At 70.2% G+C, this 20299-nt stretch carries 20 protein-coding genes; 11 read left to right on the forward strand and 9 right to left on the reverse strand.

Annotated features, from left to right (window positions below; genetic code table 11):
* The 4 genes from dnaG to ACNFOC_RS31260 form a co-directional block, all read right to left on the reverse strand.
* A partial coding sequence (gene dnaG, locus ACNFOC_RS31245) for a DNA primase (RefSeq protein ID WP_416962404.1) occupies positions 1-1330 on the reverse strand: 1330 nt, incomplete at its 3' end.
* A gap of 47 nt (positions 1331-1377) precedes the next feature.
* On the reverse strand, positions 1378-2643 hold the full coding sequence (locus ACNFOC_RS31250; protein WP_416962405.1) for an NAD(P)/FAD-dependent oxidoreductase: 1266 nt from the start codon (positions 2641-2643) through the stop codon (positions 1378-1380).
* Positions 2644-2736: 93 nt separating this feature from the next.
* Complete coding sequence (locus tag ACNFOC_RS31255) at positions 2737-4071, reverse strand: deoxyguanosinetriphosphate triphosphohydrolase (protein ID WP_416962406.1); 1335 nt, start codon at positions 4069-4071, stop codon at positions 2737-2739.
* Between the two features lie 48 nt (positions 4072-4119).
* A complete protein-coding gene (locus ACNFOC_RS31260; RefSeq protein ID WP_416962407.1) occupies positions 4120-5055 on the reverse strand; it encodes a sirohydrochlorin chelatase in 936 nt (311 codons plus the stop codon).
* Between the two features lie 220 nt (positions 5056-5275).
* Between ACNFOC_RS31260 and ACNFOC_RS31265 the strand changes: the two genes are divergently transcribed.
* Entirely contained in the window at positions 5276-5977 is a 702-nt protein-coding gene (locus ACNFOC_RS31265) for a SanA/YdcF family protein (protein WP_416962408.1), read from the forward strand.
* A gap of 27 nt (positions 5978-6004) precedes the next feature.
* Here ACNFOC_RS31265 and ACNFOC_RS31270 read toward each other — a convergent pair whose 3' ends face one another.
* Entirely contained in the window at positions 6005-6427 is a 423-nt protein-coding gene (locus tag ACNFOC_RS31270; RefSeq protein ID WP_416962409.1) for a gamma-glutamylcyclotransferase family protein, read from the reverse strand.
* Between the two features lie 159 nt (positions 6428-6586).
* On the opposite strand from ACNFOC_RS31270, the gene ACNFOC_RS31275 reads away from it, so the two are divergent.
* From ACNFOC_RS31275 to ACNFOC_RS31290, 4 genes are all read left to right on the forward strand, one after another.
* Entirely contained in the window at positions 6587-8230 is a 1644-nt protein-coding gene (locus ACNFOC_RS31275) for a M4 family metallopeptidase (protein WP_416962410.1), read from the forward strand.
* A 140-nt stretch (positions 8231-8370) separates the two neighbouring features.
* On the forward strand, positions 8371-8553 hold the full coding sequence (locus ACNFOC_RS31280) for a hypothetical protein (protein ID WP_416962411.1): 183 nt from the start codon (positions 8371-8373) through the stop codon (positions 8551-8553).
* Positions 8550-8750, forward strand: a complete 201-nt coding sequence (locus ACNFOC_RS31285) for a hypothetical protein (protein ID WP_416962423.1) — start codon at positions 8550-8552, stop codon at positions 8748-8750. Before ACNFOC_RS31280 ends, ACNFOC_RS31285 begins: the two co-directional genes overlap by 4 nt.
* Before the next feature lie 237 nt (positions 8751-8987).
* On the forward strand, positions 8988-9488 hold the full coding sequence (locus ACNFOC_RS31290; RefSeq protein WP_416962412.1) for a GNAT family N-acetyltransferase: 501 nt from the start codon (positions 8988-8990) through the stop codon (positions 9486-9488).
* Between the two features lie 183 nt (positions 9489-9671).
* Here ACNFOC_RS31290 and ACNFOC_RS31295 read toward each other — a convergent pair whose 3' ends face one another.
* Positions 9672-11183 (reverse strand): MFS transporter, encoded by a 1512-nt coding sequence (locus tag ACNFOC_RS31295; RefSeq protein ID WP_416962413.1) that lies wholly within the window; start codon positions 11181-11183, stop codon positions 9672-9674.
* A gap of 150 nt (positions 11184-11333) precedes the next feature.
* Here ACNFOC_RS31295 and ACNFOC_RS31300 point away from each other — a divergent pair, with 150 nt between their 5' ends.
* Complete coding sequence (locus tag ACNFOC_RS31300; RefSeq protein ID WP_416962414.1) at positions 11334-12065, forward strand: TetR/AcrR family transcriptional regulator; 732 nt, start codon at positions 11334-11336, stop codon at positions 12063-12065.
* 284 nt (positions 12066-12349) lie between these two features.
* Positions 12350-12616 carry a hypothetical protein gene (locus ACNFOC_RS31305; protein ID WP_416962415.1) on the forward strand — a complete coding sequence of 89 codons (267 nt, stop codon included), beginning with the start codon at positions 12350-12352 and terminating at the stop codon, positions 12614-12616.
* Positions 12617-12732: 116 nt separating this feature from the next.
* On the opposite strand, the gene ACNFOC_RS31310 is transcribed toward ACNFOC_RS31305, so the two are convergent.
* Positions 12733-13317, reverse strand: a complete 585-nt coding sequence (locus ACNFOC_RS31310) for an NADPH-dependent FMN reductase (protein ID WP_416962416.1) — start codon at positions 13315-13317, stop codon at positions 12733-12735.
* Positions 13318-13588: 271 nt separating this feature from the next.
* On the opposite strand from ACNFOC_RS31310, the gene ACNFOC_RS31315 reads away from it, so the two are divergent.
* Together ACNFOC_RS31315 and ACNFOC_RS31320 are read left to right on the forward strand one after the other, a co-directional pair.
* Positions 13589-14107 carry a GVDTG sorting domain-containing protein gene (locus ACNFOC_RS31315; protein WP_416962417.1) on the forward strand — a complete coding sequence of 173 codons (519 nt, stop codon included), beginning with the start codon at positions 13589-13591 and terminating at the stop codon, positions 14105-14107.
* A 118-nt stretch (positions 14108-14225) separates the two neighbouring features.
* A complete protein-coding gene (locus ACNFOC_RS31320) occupies positions 14226-14876 on the forward strand; it encodes a class F sortase (RefSeq protein ID WP_416962418.1) in 651 nt (216 codons plus the stop codon).
* A gap of 112 nt (positions 14877-14988) precedes the next feature.
* Here ACNFOC_RS31320 and ACNFOC_RS31325 read toward each other — a convergent pair whose 3' ends face one another.
* Positions 14989-15771: a sulfite exporter TauE/SafE family protein gene (locus ACNFOC_RS31325; protein WP_416962419.1), complete on the reverse strand. Its 783-nt coding sequence runs from the start codon at positions 15769-15771 to the stop codon at positions 14989-14991.
* Positions 15772-15972: 201 nt separating this feature from the next.
* Here ACNFOC_RS31325 and nirB point away from each other — a divergent pair, with 201 nt between their 5' ends.
* Both nirB and nirD read left to right on the forward strand, forming a co-directional pair.
* Positions 15973-18588, forward strand: a complete 2616-nt coding sequence (gene nirB / locus ACNFOC_RS31330; protein WP_416962420.1) for a nitrite reductase large subunit NirB — start codon at positions 15973-15975, stop codon at positions 18586-18588.
* Positions 18585-18941, forward strand: coding sequence for a nitrite reductase small subunit NirD (gene nirD, locus ACNFOC_RS31335; RefSeq protein ID WP_416962421.1), 357 nt, complete (start codon positions 18585-18587; stop codon positions 18939-18941). Before nirB ends, nirD begins: the two co-directional genes overlap by 4 nt.
* Before the next feature lie 51 nt (positions 18942-18992).
* On the opposite strand, the gene ACNFOC_RS31340 is transcribed toward nirD, so the two are convergent.
* Positions 18993-20299 (reverse strand): MFS transporter (locus ACNFOC_RS31340; protein WP_416962422.1); only part of this gene is annotated, 1307 nt, incomplete at its 5' end.

Genomic DNA, 20299 nt, shown 5'->3' on the forward strand with positions numbered 1-20299 from the left:
CGCAGTCCGTGGCGACCACCGAGGTGCAGCCCGCCGTGTCGAGGAGGTCGAACAGCTCGTCGTAGGCGCCCGTGCGTCCCGTGTGGCCGGAGAGGCCGCCCATGGTCCACGCCTGGAGCATGGTGGGGGCAGCCTCGTCCAGGGCGGAGGCGCGGCCCGCGGGGGTGTCGAGGTCGTAGCGGACGACGATCTGGCGGAGCGCGAACTCGAAGAGCGGGGTGCGGGGTTCGGCCAGGTCGGCGACCGCCTGGTCGCCCTTGGCGAGGCGCAGCTCGCAGGGGTCCATGTTGTCCGGGGCGATCGCGATGTACGTCTCGGCGGCGAACTTCTGGTCGTCCTCGAAGGCGCGCAGGGCCGCCTTCTGGCCGGCCGCGTCGCCGTCGAAGGTGAAGATCACGCGCGCCGAGCCGTTGTCCATCAGGAGCCTGCGGAGGATCTTGATGTGGTCGCCGCCGAAGGCCGTGCCGCAGGTCGCGATGGCGGTGGTGACTCCGGCGAGGTGGCAGGCCATGACGTCCGTGTAGCCCTCGACGACGACCGCGCGGGAGGACTTGGCGATGTCCTTCTTCGCAAGGTCGATGCCGTAGAGGACCTGCGACTTCTTGTAGATCGCGGTGTCGGGCGTGTTGAGGTACTTCGGGCCGTTGTCCGACTCGTAGAGCTTCCTCGCGCCGAAGCCGACGACCTCGCCGCCGATGTCGCGGATCGGCCACATCAGGCGGCCGCGGAAGCGGTCGATGGGGCCGCGGCGCCCCTCCTGGGCGAGGCCGGAGAGGAGGATCTCCTTGTCGGTGAAGCCCTTGCCGCGGAGGAAGCGGGTGAGGTGGTCCCAGCCCTGCGGGCTGTAGCCGACGGAGAAGTGCTCGGCGGCCGACTGGTCGAAGCCGCGCTCGGCGAGGAACTTGCGGCCGGTGTCCGCCTCGGGGCTGACGGCGAGCTGCTCCACGTAGTAGTCGGCGGCGACCTTGTGGGCCTCGACCAGGCGGATGCGCTCGCCGCGCTGGTGGGCGGGGTTGTACCCGCCCTCCTCGTACCGCAGCGTGATGCCGGCCTGGGCGGCCAGGCGCTCGACCGACTCCGAGAACGTGAGGTGGTCGACCTTCATCACGAACGTGATGGTGTCGCCGCCCTCCTGGCAGCCGAAGCAGTGGAAGAGACCCTTACTGGGGCTGACCTGGAAGGACGGCGACTTCTCGTCATGGAACGGGCAGAGGCCCTTGAGGTTGCCGCCGCCCGCGTTCCGCAGCTGGAGGTACTCGGACACCACGGCGTCGATCGGGACCGCGTCCCGAACCGCCTTCACGTCCTCGTCATTGATCCGTCCTGCCACGCGTGAATTCTACGGGGCCGGACTGACACCAGTGACGACGAGGACCTCTAGACGCCCAGGCTGTCCAGCGGAACGTGTGGGTCCGCGAGTGCCTCGGTGTCCACGCGGGCCCGGGAGCGGATGAGCTGCTGGATGGGTTCTGTGACGTCCCACACGTTCACGTTCATCCCGGCCAGCACGCGGCCCTCCTTCAGCCAGAAGGCGATGAACTCCCGCTTGCCCGCGTCTCCCCGGATCACCACTTCGTCGTAGGAGCCCGGGGGCGCCCAGCCGGAGTACTCCATACCCATGTCGTACTGGTCGGAGAAGAAATAGGGCACACGGTCGTAGGTGACGTCCTTGCCGAGCATCGCGCGGGCCGCCGCCGGGCCGCCGTTGAGGGCGTTCGCCCAGTGCTCCACCCGTAGGCGGATGTCGAAGAGCGCGTGGTGGAAGGCGGCCACGTCGCCGGCCGCGTAGATGTCGGGGTCGGAGGTGCGCAGCCGTTCGTCGACCGCGATGCCCCCGCCGTGCGCGCGGTCGGCCAGCTCAAGGCCCGCCGCCTCGGCGAGCGCGGTGCGCGGGGCCGCGCCGATCGCCGCGAGGACGTCGTGCGCGGGGTGCTCCTCGCCGTCGTCGGTGCGGGCGGCCAGCACCATGCCGTCGTGCCCGACGATCTCGGTGAGCCGGGCGCCGAAGTGGAAACGCACACCGTGCTCGGCGTGCAGGTCGGCGAAGATCTGGCCGAGTTCGGGGCCGAGGACCCCGTGCAGCGGGGTCTGCGACGGTTCCACGACGGTGACCTCGGCGCCGTAGGTCCGGGCTGCCGCCGCGACCTCCAGGCCGATCCAGCCGCCGCCGGCGATCACCAGATGGCCGTTGTCCCGGCCCAGGGACGCCAGGACGTTCTTGAGGCGCTCGGCGTGCGAGAGGCGGCGCAGGTGGTGGACGCCCGCGAGGTCCGTGCCCGGGATGTCGAGGCGGCGGGGCTCGGAGCCGGTGGCGATGAGCAACTTGTCGTAGCGGACCAGGGTGCCGTCGTCTCCGAAGCGCACCGTCTTCGCCGTACGGTCGATGGCGTCGACGGTCTGGCCGAGGTGCAGCTCGATGTCGTTCTGCGCGTACCAGGCGGGTTCGTGGACGAAGACGCTGTCGCGCTCCTCTTTACCGAGGAGGTAGCCCTTGGACAGCGGCGGGCGCTCGTACGGGTGGTCGCGTTCGTCGCAGATCAGTATCACGCGGCCGGTGAAGCCCTCCGCTCGGAGCGTCTCGGCCGCCTTGGCGCCGGCCAGGCCTCCTCCGATGATGACGAACGTCTGATCCGCGTCGACCACTTGATGCCTCCTCGTAACGGTGCCGCCATATGCGAGCGTCCCGCACGCAGTGTGATGGGGGAAGGGGGTGTGGCCCGATCAGGCCACGGAGGGTCACATTCGGGCTTGTTTCGCGTCACTGTGCCCCAGCGACGTGAGATACGCGTGAAGAGATCGCGCCGACGCGTCCGTGAGTGACGCGATCTGATCGACGATCACACGCTTGCGCGCGCGGTCGTCGGCCGCCTCGTCGAACTGGGCGCGGAACTGCGGCTCCAGACCGTCGGGCGCGCGCGTCGTGAGCACCTCGGCGAGTTCGGCGACCACGACGCGCTCGTCGGCGCGGATGCGCTCCTGCTCCGCGCGCTGCATCACATACCGGTCGGCGACCGCCTTGAGGACCGCGCATTCCAGCCGCGCCTCGTGCGGTACGACGAGTTCGGCGTCGTAGCGGGTGAGGCGGCCGGTGCCGTACGCCGCGCGCGTGGCGGACTCGGCGGCCAGGCAGAAGCGGCCGATGAGCTGGCTGGTGGCGTCCTTGAGGCGGGCCTGCGCCACCGCCGAACCGTCGTAGCCGTGCGGCCACCACGGCTGGTTCTGGAGCCGGTCCAGCGCCTCGGCGAGTTCGTCGGGGGCCGTGTCCGCGGGGACGTAGCGGCCGATGGCCACCTCGAAGATCTCCTGGCGTTCCGGTTCGGCGTGCAGGCAGTTGGGGTCGATGTGGCCCGCGTGCAGGCCGTCCTCGACGTCGTGCACGGAGTACGCCACGTCGTCCGACCAGTCCATCACCTGGGCCTCGAAGCACGTGCGCGTGCCGGGGGCGCCCTTGCGGACCCAGTCGAAGACGGGTCTGTCGTCCTCGTAGACGCCGAACTTGGGGGACTTGGGGTCGGTGGGGTGCGCTCCGCGCGGCCAGGGGTACTTGGTGGCGGCGTCGAGAGTGGCGCGGGTGAGGTTGAGGCCGACGCTCACCATCTCGCCCGTCGTGTCGCTTCTTACGAAGCGCTTCGGTTCGATGCGGGTGAGGAGTCTGAGGGATTGCGCGTTGCCCTCGAAGCCGCCGCAGTCGTCGGCGAATTCGTTCAGTGCCTGTTCGCCGTTGTGGCCGAAGGGCGGGTGGCCGAGGTCGTGGGAGAGGCAGGCGGCTTCGACGAGGTCGGGGTCGCAGCCCAGGGCTGCGCCCAGCTCGCGGCCTACCTGGGCGCACTCCAGGGAGTGGGTCAGGCGGGTGCGGGGGCTGGCGTCCCAGGCCTGGCTTCGGGTTCCTGGGGTGACCACCTGGGTTTTGCCGGCGAGGCGGCGTAGGGCGGCGGAGTGGAGGATTCGGGCGCGGTCGCGTTGGAAGGCGGTGCGGCCGGGGCGTTTGTCGGGCTCGGGTGCCCAGCGGGCGACTGACGGCGGGTCGTAGGGGTGGGGTGCTGCTGTACGTGTGCCTGCGGTGCCTTCCATGCTTCGACAGTAAGCGGCGGTAGTGACAATTCGGGAGTTGCGGGGCGCCTATGCGTTTGCCGGGTGCGGTTTCGGGGCGAGTGCGGGTGCGTGGGGGCTGGTCGCGCAGTTCCCCGCGCCCCTTAGGGAGATGGCCCCGCCGTTAGTTGCCAGGGTCTGGTCGTAGCGGTGGAGGACCAAGCGGGCCATCGCGGGGTGGGCTCCCAGGGGGGCCGATGCGATCCAGGGGGCCTGTTCCGCGCACTGGGTTGCGAAGCGGCCCGGGGCTGTGAAGCAGGATGCCACTGCCACCCTGTGGTGGCCTCGGGCGGTGAGGGCGCGGATCGCCTCGGGGACCGTGGGGGTCGCCGCGGAGGCGTAGGCCGGGATCACGGGGACGCCCAGGCGGGCGGCCAGGAGGTTGGCCGTGCGGGTGGTGTCGAGCCTTGAGTCCGGGTCCCGGGAGCCTGCCGCTGCCAGTACTACGGCGCTCGCCCGGCGGGTTCCGTCGTCCATCCTCGTTCGCCAACCGGCCTCCACCAGGCGGTCGTAGAGGGTCTCCACGAGGAGGGGGTGCGGGCCCAAAGGGGTCGCCACGCGCGTGCGTGCCTCGGCCTCCGCCGCCATCTCGGGGATGTCCTGCTTGACGTGGTAGCCGCGGGCCAGGAGGAGGGGGACGAGGACGGCTTCCGCGGTGCCCAGTCGGGTGAGGGTGTCCGGGAGGCGGGGCTCGTTGAGTTCGATGTGGCCCAGGTGGACGGGGAGGCCGGGGCGGAGTTCGCGGACGCGGGCCGCGAGGGCTCGTACGGTGCTCAGGGCGCGCGGGTCGCGGCTGCCGTGGGCCACCATGACCAAGGCCGGCGGGTCGGGCGGGACAGGGCGCCTGGTGCCGTTCAGGGAGACGAGGCTGAGCTGGTCGGCGAGCTGGCTGCTTATCCGGTTCATGAGATGCGCCGTACTGTCGAGGGTCGTGGACTCGTCGTGAGGGTGGTTCGACGCCGTCATGGAGTGATGGTGGCGGTGGGAGGTTGCCGTCCCGTTGCACCGGAATGACGGAGGTTTTCCGGGGGTTCACGGTGGGGTGCCGGGGGTGTGTGAGGTGATGTGACCTGCGGAGTCCGGACTCACAGTGAAGCCGGTCACACTGCGGGCGGTGAACCGGAGCGGGTCACGGCGCGTCTGTGACAGTCGAACCCGTTCGGGAGGGGCCCCTTTGATGCGTTGGATGCGTGCGGTGAGTCGCCTGAGACTTCGTCGGCCTCGGCTGCGACTGCCACACACGCGTGCGGGGTGGCGACACCTGGTGCAGGTGGTGGCCGCCGGGTGTGTTCTCGCGCTGCTTCCGGCGACCTGGCTGTGGGTGTCCACGGCCGACCGGCTGCGGACCCTCCAGGACGTGCCGCGCACCGATGTCGCCGTGGTCTTCGGGGCCGGGCTGTGGGACGGCGAGCCGTCGCCGTATCTCGCGCACCGGCTGGACGCGGCGGCGACGCTGTACCGGGAGGGCCGGGTGAAGGTCGTCCTGGTGACCGGCGACAACAGCCGCAAGGACTACGACGAGCCGGACGCGATGCGCGTCTACCTGGCGAAGCACGGGGTGCCACGCGCGCGCGTGGTGACCGATTACGCCGGTTTCGACACCTGGGACTCCTGCGTCCGCGCCAAGAAGATCTTCGGCGTCGACAAGGCCGTACTGATCAGCCAGAACTTCCACATCCGGCGGGCGGTCGCGCTGTGCGACGCGGCGGGGGTCGACTCGTACGGCGTCGGTGTCGACGAAGCGCACAACGCGACCTGGTACTACGGCGGTACGCGCGAGGTGCTCGCGGCGGGCAAGGCCGCGCTGGATCTGCTGGTCCATCCCGATCCGCGCTTCCTCGGGCCGAAGGAGCCGGGAATCGCGCGGGCGCTGGCCGCCGGCAACTGAGGCCCGCTCGGCGACGGTTCAGCGGGTTCAGCGGCGGTTGATCCAGTCGCCGCCCTCGATCAGCTTGCCGTGGGTGCGGAGGCGGGCGGTGACGGCGGGGGCGGCGAGGTACACCCAGGCGCGTACGGCCGTGCCGTCGGCGTCGCGGGTCACCCGACGTTCGACGCGTTCGTAGAGGTTGTGCGGGTCGCCGGGGGCGTAGTCCTCAAGTCGGTCGAGGGCGATGAGGAGTTGGGGGTGGGCCTCGGGGCGCGCGGTGACGAGTTCGCCGACGATCACCGAGCCGGGGGCCTCGACGGCGTACGGGTAGCCGGGGCCGTCGTAGAGCGCGGCCGCGTGGAGTCGTGCCCGTTCCTCGGAGTCCGTGCGGCCGCGCAGGAAGAGGTCGTGGTTGGGCTCGCCGGGGCGGAGCGTGCCGTAGACGAAGAAGGGGAGGGGCGGCGTCGTCATCGCTCTCCTTGAGCCCTGATGCCCGGATGTCCGGATGGCCAAGTGCCGGAAGCCCGGAAGTCTTTGCACGCGCTATGGACACGACATGTCATGCCCCCTTAAATCTAATCCAACATCAACTCCCTCTCCCCTCCCCCACTTGCGTCCCCGAGGAGAACGATGAGTCAAACACGGCACATCCGAGGTTCCCGTCTCGCCACGGCCGGCGTCGCGGCCGGCGCCGCGACCCTGTTGGCCGCCACCCTCGCCCCCACCGCCCACGCGGCCGACCGCCCGACCCGGACCACCGCGATCGCGAACGCCGCGTCGGCGTTGGTGGCCCATGCCGCGGGCTTGGGGCTGACGGCCGCGGAGGGCACGTCGGTCCGTGACGTGATCGTCGACGCGGACGGCACGCAGCATGTCCGCTACGACCGTACGTACCGCCAACTCCCCGTTCTCGGCGGCGACTTCGTGGTCCATCTGGCCGCGAACGGCAGTTATCGGAGTGCCGACCGCGCGACCCGGAGCTCCATATCCCTGTCGTCCGTGACGCCGAAGGTGGTCGCCCCCAAGGCGGCGGACCTGGCGGTGAACGCGTTGCGGGCGGCGAATCTCGGTGAGGCGCTGAAGGGGGTAACCGCCAAGCCCCAGCTGATAGTTGACGCCCTCCATGGCACCCCGAAGCTCGCCTGGCGGACGAACGTCGTCGCCAAGGACTCGCTCGGCAACCCGGTCGCCCGCACGGTGCTGACCGACGCCCGCAGCGGCACCCAGATCGACGCCTGGGACAGCGTGGAGACGGCGACCGGTGACGGGAAGTCGCTGTACAGCGGGACGGTGCCGTTGGAGACGACGCTGTCGGAATCGACGTATCAGCTCAAGGACGCGACGCGCGGCGGGACTTACACCGGTGACGCGGCGAACAAGACCGACCTGTGCATCCTCGGCATCTGCATCAGCCGCGCGCCGTCCACGGTGTTCACGGACGCCGACAACCACTGGGGCACGGGGGCGACTTCGGACCGTTCGTCGGCCGCGGTGGACGCTCAGTACGGCACGGACGAGACCTGGGACTACTACAAGAACGTCCACGGCCGGAACGGCATCGCGGGCGACGGCAAGGGCTCGTACAACCGCGTCCACTACGGCAACAGCTACAACAACGCCTTCTGGGACGACAGCTGCTTCTGCATGACGTACGGCGACGGTGACGGGACGCAGCTCGGGCCGCTGGTGGCGCTGGATGTCGCCGGGCACGAGATGACGCACGGCGTGACGTCCAAGACGGCGGCGCTGACGTACTCGGGCGAGTCCGGCGGGCTGAATGAGGCGACCTCCGACATCATGGGCACGCTGGTGGAGTGGTACGCCAACAACTCGTCCGATCTCGGGGACTACTTGATCGGCGAGAAGATCGTCCGGTCGGGTTTCGGCAAGGCGGCGCTGCGGTTCATGGACCAGCCGTCCAAGGACGGTAATTCCGCGGACTGTTGGAGTTCGTCGGTCGGGAATCTCGACGTCCACTACTCGTCGGGCGTCGCCAACCACTTCGCGTATCTCCTCGCGGAGGGCAGCGGCGCGAAGACCATCAACGGCGTGAGCTACAACTCGCCCACGTGCAACGACTCTTCGGTGAGCGGCATCGGCCGGGACAAGCTCGGGGCCATCTGGTACCGGGCGTTGACGGTCTACATGACGTCCTCGACGAACTACGCGGGGGCGCGGACGGCGACGCTCAGCGCGGCGAAGGACCTTTACGGGGTGGGGAGTTCGGAGTACGCGGCGGTGGGCGCGGCGTGGAGTGCGGTAAGCGTGGGGTGAGCTGAGGCTCGGAGCCGGCGGACTCGAAGTCGGCGGGTTCGCGGTCGCCCCGGTCTGTGGACCGGGGTGGCCGTTCACCGGAGTTGTGCCGTGGCGATGGCCGGGCCGCGCTGCGGCGGGTGGACGCGGTGGGCGGGTCCGTGTCATTCCGGGGCGGGCTGGTCGGTGCGCAGGACGTGGACGTCCGTAAAGCGATCGAGGAACTGGGCGCGGACGGCACCCACGACGCGACTCCCGCGACGGCGGGCCTGGGAGCACGCCTTCCCAGCGGGAAGCCGCCCCCGTCCGGCTCCACGGCGACCTCCTCCCCGGCAACCTGCTGACCGGGTCCGGCCGACTCACCGCGGTCATCGACTTCGGCTGCCTCGGGGGCTGCGACCCGGCGGCGGACGCGCTGCCCGCGTGGGCCTTGTTCTCCGCCGGAACGTGTGAAGTCTTCCGCGAGGCGGGCGAGTTCGAGGACGAGGTGGGGGTGGGGCATCGGGCTGTGCGGGAAACGCTGGAGGACTTCGGGGTCTGATCCGCGTTCACTCCACCGGCACCGGGTGCCGTTTCCGCCACGCGGTGCGCGGTTTCTCCAGCGGTGCGGGAGCAATCCCCCGCGTCGCATGGGAGGCAGGCGCGAACACGCGGCCGCAGTCCGAGCCGTCCGCAGGGGCGAGCCGGCACGGGACCCCGCGGAACGACGTCCGCCGCGACGCCCGGCGGGTTGAGGTGGCGTACTTGCCGTTCCTGGAATCCCTGGATACTTGACGTCATGGCTGATCAGCACGAGGTTTCCATCGTCCGTCGACCGGGCCGGACTCTTTCCGTCGAGGACGGGCTGGGCGCGTTGCTGGCGGCGTACCACCTGCGGACGGAGGCCGAGAAGGGGCAGGCCGTTGCCGACGTGGACGGGCTGCCGGACCGGTACCGGGCGGAGATCTCGGACCCGCGGACCGCGTTCGTCGACGATGTCGTGCTGGTGGCTGTGAACGGGACCGCCGCGGTGGGTTGCCTGGTGGTGACCGCTCCCGTCGACGGGCGGTCGGAGATCAAGCGGCTCTGGACGGATCCGGCGTTCCGGGGCCGGGGCATCGCGTCCGACCTGCTCGGTGCGGCGCTCGCGCATGCGGCGGAAAGCGGCGCGGGTGCCGTGCGGTTGTCGGTGTGGAAGTGGCGGACCGGGGCCATCGCCCTCTACGAACGGTTCGGCTTCGCCGTCACCGCGTCATGGGACGAGCGGGATCAACTGGTCTGCATGGAGCGGGCCTTGTGAGTGGTGTCGTACGACGTCCAACTCGCACCACACCGCCTTGCCCACGGTGAGTTCGCGCACGCCCCAACGGTCGGCGATCTGAACATCTGACCGCGACCGACACCAGCCCGCGGCAACACGACAAGGCCGTCGCCCGCTGTGGGCAACGGCCTTGTCCTCCAGGTGAGTTGACGTCCACCTGGGTCAGGCGGCCAACTCCCGGTCCGACGGCTCCTCTTGAACCTCGGTCGCCGGCTCCCCCGGCTTCCCGTCCCGCATCACCACCGCCGCCAGCACCCCCGCCGCCACCACCCCAACCACGCTGACCATAAAGGTCGTTGACATGGCGCTCGTGAACGCCTCCCGCGCCGCCCGGACCAGCCCCGCGTCCCCGTGCGCCGCCGCCAGCGCCCCGCCGATCGAGTGGCGAGCCCCGTCGGACGTACCGGAGGGCATCTCGTCGGCGAAGCCGCTCGACAGGAGCGAGCCGAGGATCGCGATACCGAGGGCCGTACCGGCTTGCTGGATCGTGTCGTTGAGAGCCGAGCCGACGCCCGCCTTGTCCTCGGGGATCGTGCCCATCAGCGCGCCCACGGCCGCCGGCATCGCGAGGCCCGCGCCCAGGCCGAGGAGGCCGAGCGCGACCGCCGGGACGGTGAAGCCGGTGTCGGCCGTGACCGTCGTAAGGAGAACGAAGGACGACGCCATCACCAGCATGCCCGCCAGGATCAGGTACCGATGGCCGTACCTCGTCGTGAACTTGGCGCCCGCCGCGTTGCCGACCAGCGCGGTGACCGCCAGCGGCACGAAGGCCAGACCCGCCTTGACCGGGGAGTAGCCGAGCACGAATTGCAGGTACTGCGTCAGGACCAACAGCAGGCCGCCGTTGCCTATCTGGACCAGGGTCAGGGAGAGCGAACCGCCGCTGAAATTACGGCTCTTGAAGAGGACCAGGGGGACCATCGGGGTCGGCGTGACGTTCTCCCAGATCACGAATCCGGCCAGCCCCAGCACTGCCACCACGAGGGTGACGAGCGCTCGGCCCGCGAACGCGCCGTGCTGCGGGATCTCGATGATCCACCAGATCAGCGCGGTCATACCGATCGCCGAGAGCACCGCGCCCAGCGGATCCGGCTTCTGCCAGGGGCCCTTGGACTCCGGCATCAGCGTCACACCGGCCACCAGGGCGAGGGCGACGACCGGAACGTTGAGGAAGAAGATGGAGTGCCATGAGAAGTGGTCGATCAGGACGCCGCCCAGCACCGGGCTGCCGACCAGCGCCAGCATCGACACCGAACCCCAGGCCGCCATCGCCTTGCCGCGTTCCTCCGCGTCGAAGACCGTGATGAGGATCGAGAGCGTCGACGGCATGATCAGCGCACCGCCCACCCCCATCGCCACCCGTACGGCGATCACCTCACCGGGGTTCGCGCAGAACGTCGCCGCCAGTGACGCCGCCCCGAAGAGCACCAGGCCGATCAGCATCACCTTCCGGCGGCCGAAGCGGTCGCCGAGGCTGCCGGAGGTCAGCAGCAGGCCGGCGAAGACCAGGATGTAGGAGTCGAGGATCCACTGGGTGTCCTGGGCGCTCGCCCCGAGGCTCTCGGTCATCGACGGGACCGCCACGGTCAGCGCCATGCCGTCGACCACCAGGACCAGCGAGCTGAGGCACAGCACGACGAGGATCCACCAGCGCCGGGGGTTTCGGGTCTCCATGGGGCTTCCCTTCAGAGTCGCCGTTCGGCTTTGTGCGCACACCGTTCCTTTGATGCGAACACTGTACGCACAGGGGAACAGTGTGCGCAATCCTTGAACTCTGTACGCTGGATGCGAACGACGTACGCACGAAGGCACAAAGGAGCGCCCATGGCCCCTCGGACCAAGCCGAACGCCATCCCCTCGGTGTGGGCCCGTGAGCAGCGCGCGCCCGACCAGCCCGCGCTCAGCCGGGACGCGATCGTCCGCGAGGCGATCGCGATGCTGGACGCCGACGGCATCGAGGCGCTGAGCATGCGCAAGCTCGGCGCACGCCTGGGCGCCGGCGCGACCTCCCTCTACCGGCATGTCGCGACCAAGGACGAGCTGATGGAACTGGCCGTCGACGAGGTCGCCGCCGAGATCCACGTCCCGGCCGCGGACACCGCCGACTGGCGCGCCGCCGTCACCGAGGCCGCCGCGTCCTTCCGTACGACCGCGCTACGGCACCGCTGGCTGTCCTCGGTACTCGGGCAGGCCGGGCTCGCCTACCTCGGCCCGAACCTCATGTCCTTCTCCGAACGGCTCGCCGCGCTGTTCACGACCGTCGGCTTCCCCGAGCCGAGCGGCGCGATCGACGCCGTGCTGTCGTACACGATCGGGATGAGCACCACGGAGGCCGCCTGGCTCACCACGGTCGCGCGGTCCGGGGAGAGCGAGGCCGAGTTCATCGCCCGCCTGATGCCTGCCGCGCGGCAGGCGGCGGCCGGTCACACCCATCTCGCCGGTTCCTACGCCGAGTCGACCGCCACGACCACCGACCCGGTGGCGCTGCGGGACGGCAAGTTCGCCTACGGCCTCGACGTCGTCCTCGACGGGCTGTCACTGCGGCTGACGCGCTAGGCCTCGACCGGCACCCGCAACTCCGTTTCCCCAGTGGCTAGTTGCTCGCCCGGGTGGTGAGCTGGGAGCCGTCGTCGACGGTCCGGGTGGCGAACGGGACGCGGACACACCCCGCCCGCCGGAACACGTCTTATGGCGTGGGGCGGGTTCCCGTTCGAGTGAATCAGGGGGTGATCCACGTGGCGTCATCGAGGTGGCACGCCGTTTCCAGTGATCGTTTAGGCGTTGAACCGACCGATGCGTCTGTTTTCCGGCGCGTCTTCCAGAGATCTTTGGGAGTAGTCATGCGTATGCGTTCCGCCCTGACCACGTCCGTCCTCGCCGTCGGCATCCTGCTCGGTGGCGCTGGTGCCGCCCTCGCCCACGGCAACGGCCCGTTCCCCCACGACGACGGCGCGCTCGTCCAGGGCACCGGCTCGCAGGGCTCCGGGCACGTCGACAACACGATGTTCGCCGGTGTCATCAACCACGTCGGGCCCGTCTACGCCTCGACCACCAAGACGGACCACGACTGGGACCGCGGCACGTTCGAGGGCATCTTCGGTTTCTGACACGTCCACCCGGCGCACCGGACCGGGTAACGCACCGAGTCGTCAGTGACGGTGCGAAGGGGGCGGCCGACCTGTGTCGGCCGCCCCCCATTTTTTTTGCGTCCAATTTTCTTGCGTCAGATCAACGGCCGCACCTGGCGCGCCTCCTTCAACGCCCTTCCCCACCAGACCAGTTGGTCCAGCATCGCCTTCGCCGCCGCGTCCGGGGCCGTGGAGTCCTTGAGGCGGCCGTCGTCGTCGAAGGACGCGCCCGCGTTGTGGAAGGACACGGTGTCGCGGACCGTGACGGCGTGGAGTTCGGCGAAGACCTGGCGCAGGTGTTCCACCGCGCGCAGGCCGCCCGCGAGGCCGCCGTAGGAGACGAGGGCGACGGGCTTGGCGCGCCACTCGGTGAAGTGCCAGTCGATCAGGTTCTTGAGGCCGGCCGGGAAGGAGTGGTTGTACTCGGGGGTGAGGACGACGAAGGCGTCCGCGGCGGCCAGCTTGGGGGTGATGTCGGCGAGTGCCGCGGTCGCCTCCGGGGTCGGGGCGAGGGTCGTGGGCAGGTGGCCGGTGTCGGCCACGTCGACGACCTGGAGGGTGAGGTCGGGGTGGTCGCGGACGTGGGTGAGGAGCCAGTCGGCGACGACCGGGCCGAAGCGGCCGTGGCGGTTGCTGCCGATCACGACGGTGACGGTCAGAGGAGCGGTAGTGGTGTCCATGCGGGCAGCCTGGTACCTCAACCATTCTTGAGGTCAAGTGCGGCCATCACCCGTTCACACGCGCGGCTTGCGCTCTTCGGGTTCATCTCCGGGACGGGTTTCGCCGTACCCCGTCGTACCGCTATGACCTGGTGAAACGACGACGGGGCGGGCCGTATTGGCCCCTTTCTGACACCCATTCACCGCATTTCTGACGCTCGCTCAGGAAGCGGGCTCGGCCCGGTGCCACTTACCTCGGAAGGGCAGCCAACCACAGCTCGGAGGAGCACCGATGCGTCGTACCGCCCGTCTGCTGACCGGCACCGCGCTCGCCGTCGCCGCCGCGGGTCTCGCGACCGCGCCGGCGTACGGCGGCGAGAGGAGCAGCCTGGAGGTGTTCCCGTCGAACGCCGTGCCGGGCGGCGACGTCACGGTGAACACGGCGGCGTGCGGCGACGACGGTACGGCCGCCGGTGATGCCAGCGCGGTGGGCGCCGGCACGTTCACGCTGGCGCCGAGCGCGCACGAGGGCGATGCGATCGGGCAGTTCAAGGTGCCGCCGAGTGCGCAGCCGGGGACGTACGAGATCGTCGCGAAGTGCACGGACGGCCGGCAGGTCAGCGGTGATCTGCTGGTGACACTGGCCTCGATGCGGCAGCAGGTGCAGCCGCGAGGAAGTGTGAAGACGGGGGTCGGCGGCGCCTTGGGCCCCGACCCCGTACAGACCGCGGCCGGCGTGGCGGCTCTCGCCGTCGCCGCCGCGGGCGGTACCTGGCTCCTGCATCGCCGGGCGAGAGGCGACAGGTTCTGACGGACACCCTCCGCCGTCCGTCCGCCGGTACCGCATGTCCCCTCCCCCTCCGGGTCCGACGCCCCTCGTGGCCCGGAGGGGGGCGCGGGGCCAGTTGCTGGAGAGGGGTTGATTCCTCATGCGTCGTAGATGTCGTAGATACGGCAATGCCGCGACAGGGGCCAATACCGCCATAGGGGTCGTCACCGTGGTCGCCCTGTGCACGGGCGCGTGGCTGTTGACCAGCGGATCCGGGACGAACGCTCCGCCGCAGCCGTCCGCCGCCGAGGGGCGGCCCGATCCGGTCACCGCGCGTACCGCGGCCCGCGCGCTGCCGCCGTCGCCGCCGGACCGCATCCGGATCCCGGCCATCCATGTGAACGCCCCGCTGATGGGCCTCAAGCTGACGAGCACCGGCAGCCTGGACGTGCCCCCGGCCGCGAAGAAGAACCTCGCCGGCTGGTACGAGGCCGGCACGACCCCCGGCGAGACCGGCACGGCGGTCGTCGCGGGGCATGTCGACAACGCGGATGGCCCCGCCGTCTTCTATGACCTCGGCGCCCTGAAGAAGGGCAACGCGATTGAGCTGGACCGGTTGGACGGGAGCGTCGCGTTGTTCACGGTGGACGCGGTCGAGGTGTATCAGGCGAGCCGGTTTCCCGATCAGAAGGTGTATGGGGCTGCGCGGCGGCCCGAGTTGAGGGTGATCACGTGTGGGGGCGGGTATTCGCGGGCGACGGGGTATCAGGGGAATGTGGTGGTGTTCGCGCACCTGAGCGGTAGCCGGTAAGAGCTGCGGGGGAAGGGCCGTGCGTCGTCTGCGGGTCCGTCGTGGCTGGTCGCGCAGTTCCCCGCGCCCCTTGGGGCACTGGGGGTTGGGGCGTTCAAATGTTCGGGCTTTTTCATGCCAGCCACTGCTGGTACGCCAGGTTCGCCACCAGCGCGAAGACCACCGTCAGCAGCACGACCCGCACGAAACCGCTGCCCTGCTTCAGTGCCGTGTGCGCGCCCAGCATTCCGCCCGCGAGGTTGAACACCGCCATCAGCGCGGCGAGTTGCCACAGGACCGTGCCCTGCCAGGCGAACATCGCGAGGGCGCCCGCGTTGGTGCAGCAGTTGACGATCTTCGCGGTGGCCGATGCGGTCACCAGGTCGAGGTGGAGTACGGCGGTGAGCGCGAGGACCAGGAACGTGCCGGTGCCGGGGCCCACGAGACCGTCGTAGAAACCGATGCCCAGGCCCGCGAGGCCGATCGCCGCGAGGATCTGGCGGCGGGTGGCCGGGCCGGGGGCGGGGGCCGTGCCGAAGGCCGGGCGGAGGATCACGAAGGTGGCTACCGCGAGCAGGACGACCATGATCACCGGCTTGAGTACGTCGGTGCTCATGCCGGCCGCGAAGAAGGCACCGGCCGAGCTGCCGGCGAGTGCCGCGAGGCCGATGCGTACGGCCAGGCCGACGTTCACGGGTGCCTTGCGGGCATACGTCACCGCCGCCCCGGACGTGCCGACGATCGCGACGGCCTTGTTGGTGCCGAGCGCGGTGGCGGCCGGGGTGCCGGCGGGCAGGCCGAGGAGGAGTACCGGCAGCAGGAGGAGTCCGCCGCCGCCCACCACGGCGTCGATCCAGCCGGCCGCGAGGGCGGTGAGGCAGAGGACGGCGACCATGGTCAGCGGTATGTCGGGCATGATCATGACCCTATGGACGGGGTGCGTGTGCCGTCCATGTATTTGGGGAGTGGTGAGGTTCGGTTGACCGGACCTCACACTCCGCCCCCGGCGCCCACCCGGAACCCTCACACCCCCCGCGCGCTCCCGCTGAGGGCAGCGTTCCTCGCGGGAAACAGGCGGGATGCGATCGGGTAACACCGGCGTCGCAGGCTCCTGGGCATGACCTCGAATCCGCGTGTGGTGCCCACCATCGTGCTCGTCGGCCACGGCATGGTCGGTCAGCGCTTCCTCGAAGCACTCGCCGAGCGCGGCCTGACCGCCACGCACCGCGTGGTCGTGCTGTGCGAGGAACCGCGCCCTGCCTACGACCGCGTCCAGCTCACCTCGTACTTCTCGGGCCGCACGCCCGAGGAACTCTCGCTCACGGACCCGGAGTTCATCGCGGCCCACGGGATCGAGCTGTACGTCGGCGATCCGGCGGAGACGATCGACCGGGCGACGAAGACGGTAACGGCCCGCTCCGGTCTGACAGTTGAGTACGACACACTCGTCCTCGCCACCGGCTCGTATCCCTTCGTGCCGCCCGTCCCGGGCAAGGACGCCGAGGGCTGCTTCGTCTACCGGACCATCGAGGACCTCCTCGCGATCGAGGAGTACGCGAAGTCGAGGGCGACGACGGGTGCCGTGGTGGGCGGCGGGCTGCTCGGCCTGGAGGCCGCGGGCGCGCTGAAGGGGCTCGGACTCACCAGCCACATCGTGGAGTTCGCGCCGCGCCTGATGCCGGTGCAGATCGACGAGGGCGGCGGCGCCGCGCTGCTGCGCACCATCGAGGACATGGGCCTGAGCGTCCACACGGGCGTGGGCACCCAGGAGATCGTGACCGGCGCGGACGGCGCGGTCACCGGTATGAAGCTGTCGGACGGTTCCGAACTCGCCACGGACCTGGTGGTGTTCAGCGCCGGTGTCCGCCCCCGCGACCAACTCGCCCGCGCCTGCGGCCTGTCGGTCGGCGAGCGCGGCGGCATCACGGTCGACGAGCAGTGCCGTACGGTCGCCGACCCGCACGTGTTCGCGATCGGTGAGTGCGCGCTGGCTGCGGACGGCCGGGTGTATGGGTTGGTGGCGCCCGGTTATGAGCAGGCGGAGACCGCCGCCGCGACCATCGCGCGGGACGAATCCGCCTTCACCGGCGCCGACTTGTCGACCAAGCTGAAGCTGCTCGGCGTGGACGTGGCGTCCTTCGGCGACGCGCACGGCGCCACCGCGGACTGCCTCGACGTCGTCTACTCCGACGCGCGGGCGGGGACGTACAAGAAGCTGGTGATCGGCCGGGGCGGCGAGCTGCTGGGCGGCATCCTGGTCGGCGACGCGGACGCGTACGGCACGCTGCGCGCGTTCACGGGGTCCGTACCGCCCGTCTCCCCCGAGCAGTTGGTGCTGCCGGCCGGTTCCGGGGGCGCCGTCCAGCTCGGTCCGTCCGCGCTGCCCGACGCGGCCGTCGTCTGCTCGTGCCACAACGTCACCAAGGGCGCGATCCGCGGCGCGGTCACCGATCACTCCTGCACGAGCGTGCCCGAGGTGAAGAAGTGCACCAAGGCCGGTACCGGCTGCGGGAGTTGCGTCAAGGTGCTCGGCCAGCTGGTCACCGCCGAACTGGAGGCGAACGGCGTCGAGGTCGACAAGGGCCTGTGCGGCTGCTTCGCGCAGACCCGCGAGGAGCTGTACGAGATCGCCCTCGCGCTGCGCATCAACTCCTACCAGGATCTGCTGGACCGCTACGGCCGTGAGGGCGCCCGGGGTGGCGACGGCTGCGAGATCTGCAAGCCGACGGTCGCCTCGATCATCGCGTCCCTCGCCCCGACGATCGGCGCCAGCGGCTACGTCCTGGACGGCGAGCAGGCGGCCCTCCAGGACAGCAACGACCACTTCCTCGCCAACTTGCAGAAGAACGGGTCGTATTCGATCGTCCCGCGCATCCCCGGCGGCGAGATCACCCCCGAGAAGCTCATCGTGATCGGCGAGGTGGCCCGGGACTTCGGTCTGTATACGAAGATCACCGGCGGCCAGCGCATCGACCTGTTCGGCGCGCGGGTGGAACAACTCCCGCTGATCTGGGCCCGGTTGGTGGACGCCGGCTTCGAGTCGGGCCACGCGTACGGAAAGGCCCTGCGGACCGTCAAGTCCTGTGTGGGGCAGACCTGGTGCCGCTACGGCGTCCAGGACTCGGTGCGGATGGCGATCGACCTGGAGCTGCGCTACCGGGGGCTCAGGTCGCCGCACAAGCTCAAGTCGGCGGTCTCCGGCTGCGCCCGCGAGTGCGCCGAGGCCCAGTCGAAGGACTTCGGGATCATCGCCACCGCCAGCGGCTGGAACCTCTACGTCGGCGGCAACGGCGGCGCGACCCCACGCCACGCGGACCTGCTGGCGAAGGACCTCTCCGATGCCGAACTGGTGCGCCTGATCGACCGGTTCCTCATGTTCTACATCCGTACGGCCGACCGGCTGGAGCGCACGAGCGTGTGGCTGGAGCGGATTCCGGGTGGCCTCGACCACGTCCGTGACGTGGTCGTGGAGGACTCGCTCGGCATCTGCGAGGAGCTGGAGTCACTGATGGCCGCGCATGTCGCCGGGTACCGCGACGAGTGGGCCACCACCATCAACGACCCCGAGAAGCTGGCCCGGTTCGTGTCCTTCGTGAACGCGCCCGACACCCCGGACCCGGTCGTCGGCTTCGTCCCCGAGCGCGACCAGATCAAGCCCGACCTGCCGCTGCTGACCATCGGCATGCGGCCCCAGCAGACCGCAGACGTCCTGGAAGGAAGCGCCCAGCGATGACACTGGCTCCCGAGACGACCGACCTGAAGGTCCAACTCCAGCTGGCCGAGGGCTGGTTCACGGTCTGCGACCTGAACCGGCTCGCCCCCGGCCGCGGAGTGGCGGCCCTGCTGCCCGACGGCCGCCAGGTCGCCCTGTTCCGCGACCGCTCCGGCACCCTCTACGGCATCGACAACCGCGACCCGTTCAGTGGAGCGGCGGTCCTCTCCCGCGGCCTGACCGGCACCCACCAGGGCCGCCCGTTCGTCGCGTCGCCGCTGCTCAAGCAGCGCTTCGACCTGGCCTCCGGGGAGTGCCTGGACGACGCGTCGGTGCGGGTGGCGACGTACGAGGTGCGGGCGGGCACGGAGTGACGCGCGAGCCGTGCTGCCCCCTCGTCGCGAGGCGCACCACGGCTCCCCTCCTCACCGGACGCGATGTGTGCGCAGCGCGGTCGTCAGGGCCGCGGTGCTCAACACGGCCGTGAACAGGAGGTAGTAGCCCGGTGCCACCGGCGAACCGGTCGCCTCGATCAGGGCCGCGGCGATCGTCGGGGTGAAGCCGCCGAAGAGCGCGACCGTCGTGTTGTAGCTGAAGGACAGGCCCGTCGCGCGGGCCCGGGCCGGGAAGACGTCCGCCATCACCGACGGCAGCGTCCCGAAGTACACCGCCTTGAGCAGGGCGAGGACGGTGGTGCACACCGCGAACGTGAGGAAGGACGGCGAGGCGTTGAGCCACAGGAAGAGCGGGACGACGCTCACGCCGATCAGCACCGCGGCCGGGACCATGATGCGCAGCCGGCCGTGGCGGTCGCCCAGCAGCCCCACGAGCGGTGTGACGAAGGTCAGGACGGCCCCGGCGATGAGCAGCGCGGTGAACGACAGCGAGGCGTCCAGGCCCAGTTGACCGATGCCGTACGTCGGCAGGTACTGGAGCATGAAGTTCAGCGCCGTCGAGACGATCAGCGCACCGCCCGCGATCAGCAGCCCGCCCCAGTGGTCGCGGAAGACCGACACGATCGGCGAGGGCTTCGGGGCGGCCGACTCCAACTCCGTTGCCAGTGCGGGGGATTCGTCCATGTACCGGCGCACGAAGTAGCCCACGGGGCCGATCAGCAGGCCGAACGCGAACGGCACGCGCCAGCCCCACGACGTCATCTGGGCGTCGGACAGCAGAGCCGTGAGAGCCGCCGCGAAGCCCGCCGCCAGGAGGGTCGACAGGCCCTGACTGGCGAACTGGAAGCTGCCGAGGAAACTCTTGCGCCGCTCGTCCTGCTCGACCAGGAAGGACGTGGCCGCCCCGAACTCGCCCCCGGCCGCGAACCCTTGGATCAGCCGCGCGAGCACGATCCCCAGGGTCGACGCGATCCCGAGGGTCGAGTAGCCCGGCATCACCGCGAGCAGCAGCGTGCCGAGCACCATGAGCCGGATCGACAACACCAGTGCTTTCTTACGGCCGTTGCGGTCCGCGTACGCGCCGAGCAGCAGCCCGCCGAGCGGGCGGATCAGATAGGTCACGCCGAACACGGCGTAGGCCTGCACCAGTTGGACGCCCGGGTTGCCGCCGGGGAAGAACGTGCGGCCGATGTACGACGCCATCAGTGCGTACAGGGCGAGGTCGAAGAACTCGAGCGCGTTGCCGATGCTCGCCACCGCGATGGCACGTCGTGCGGTGGGGCGGTTCGGTACCGAGGTGTCGTCGGGGTGCTTGGACTGAGCGGGCTGGGTGGGCT

This window comes from Streptomyces colwelliae, assembly GCF_048158785.1.
Lineage (GTDB): Bacteria > Actinomycetota > Actinomycetes > Streptomycetales > Streptomycetaceae > Streptomyces.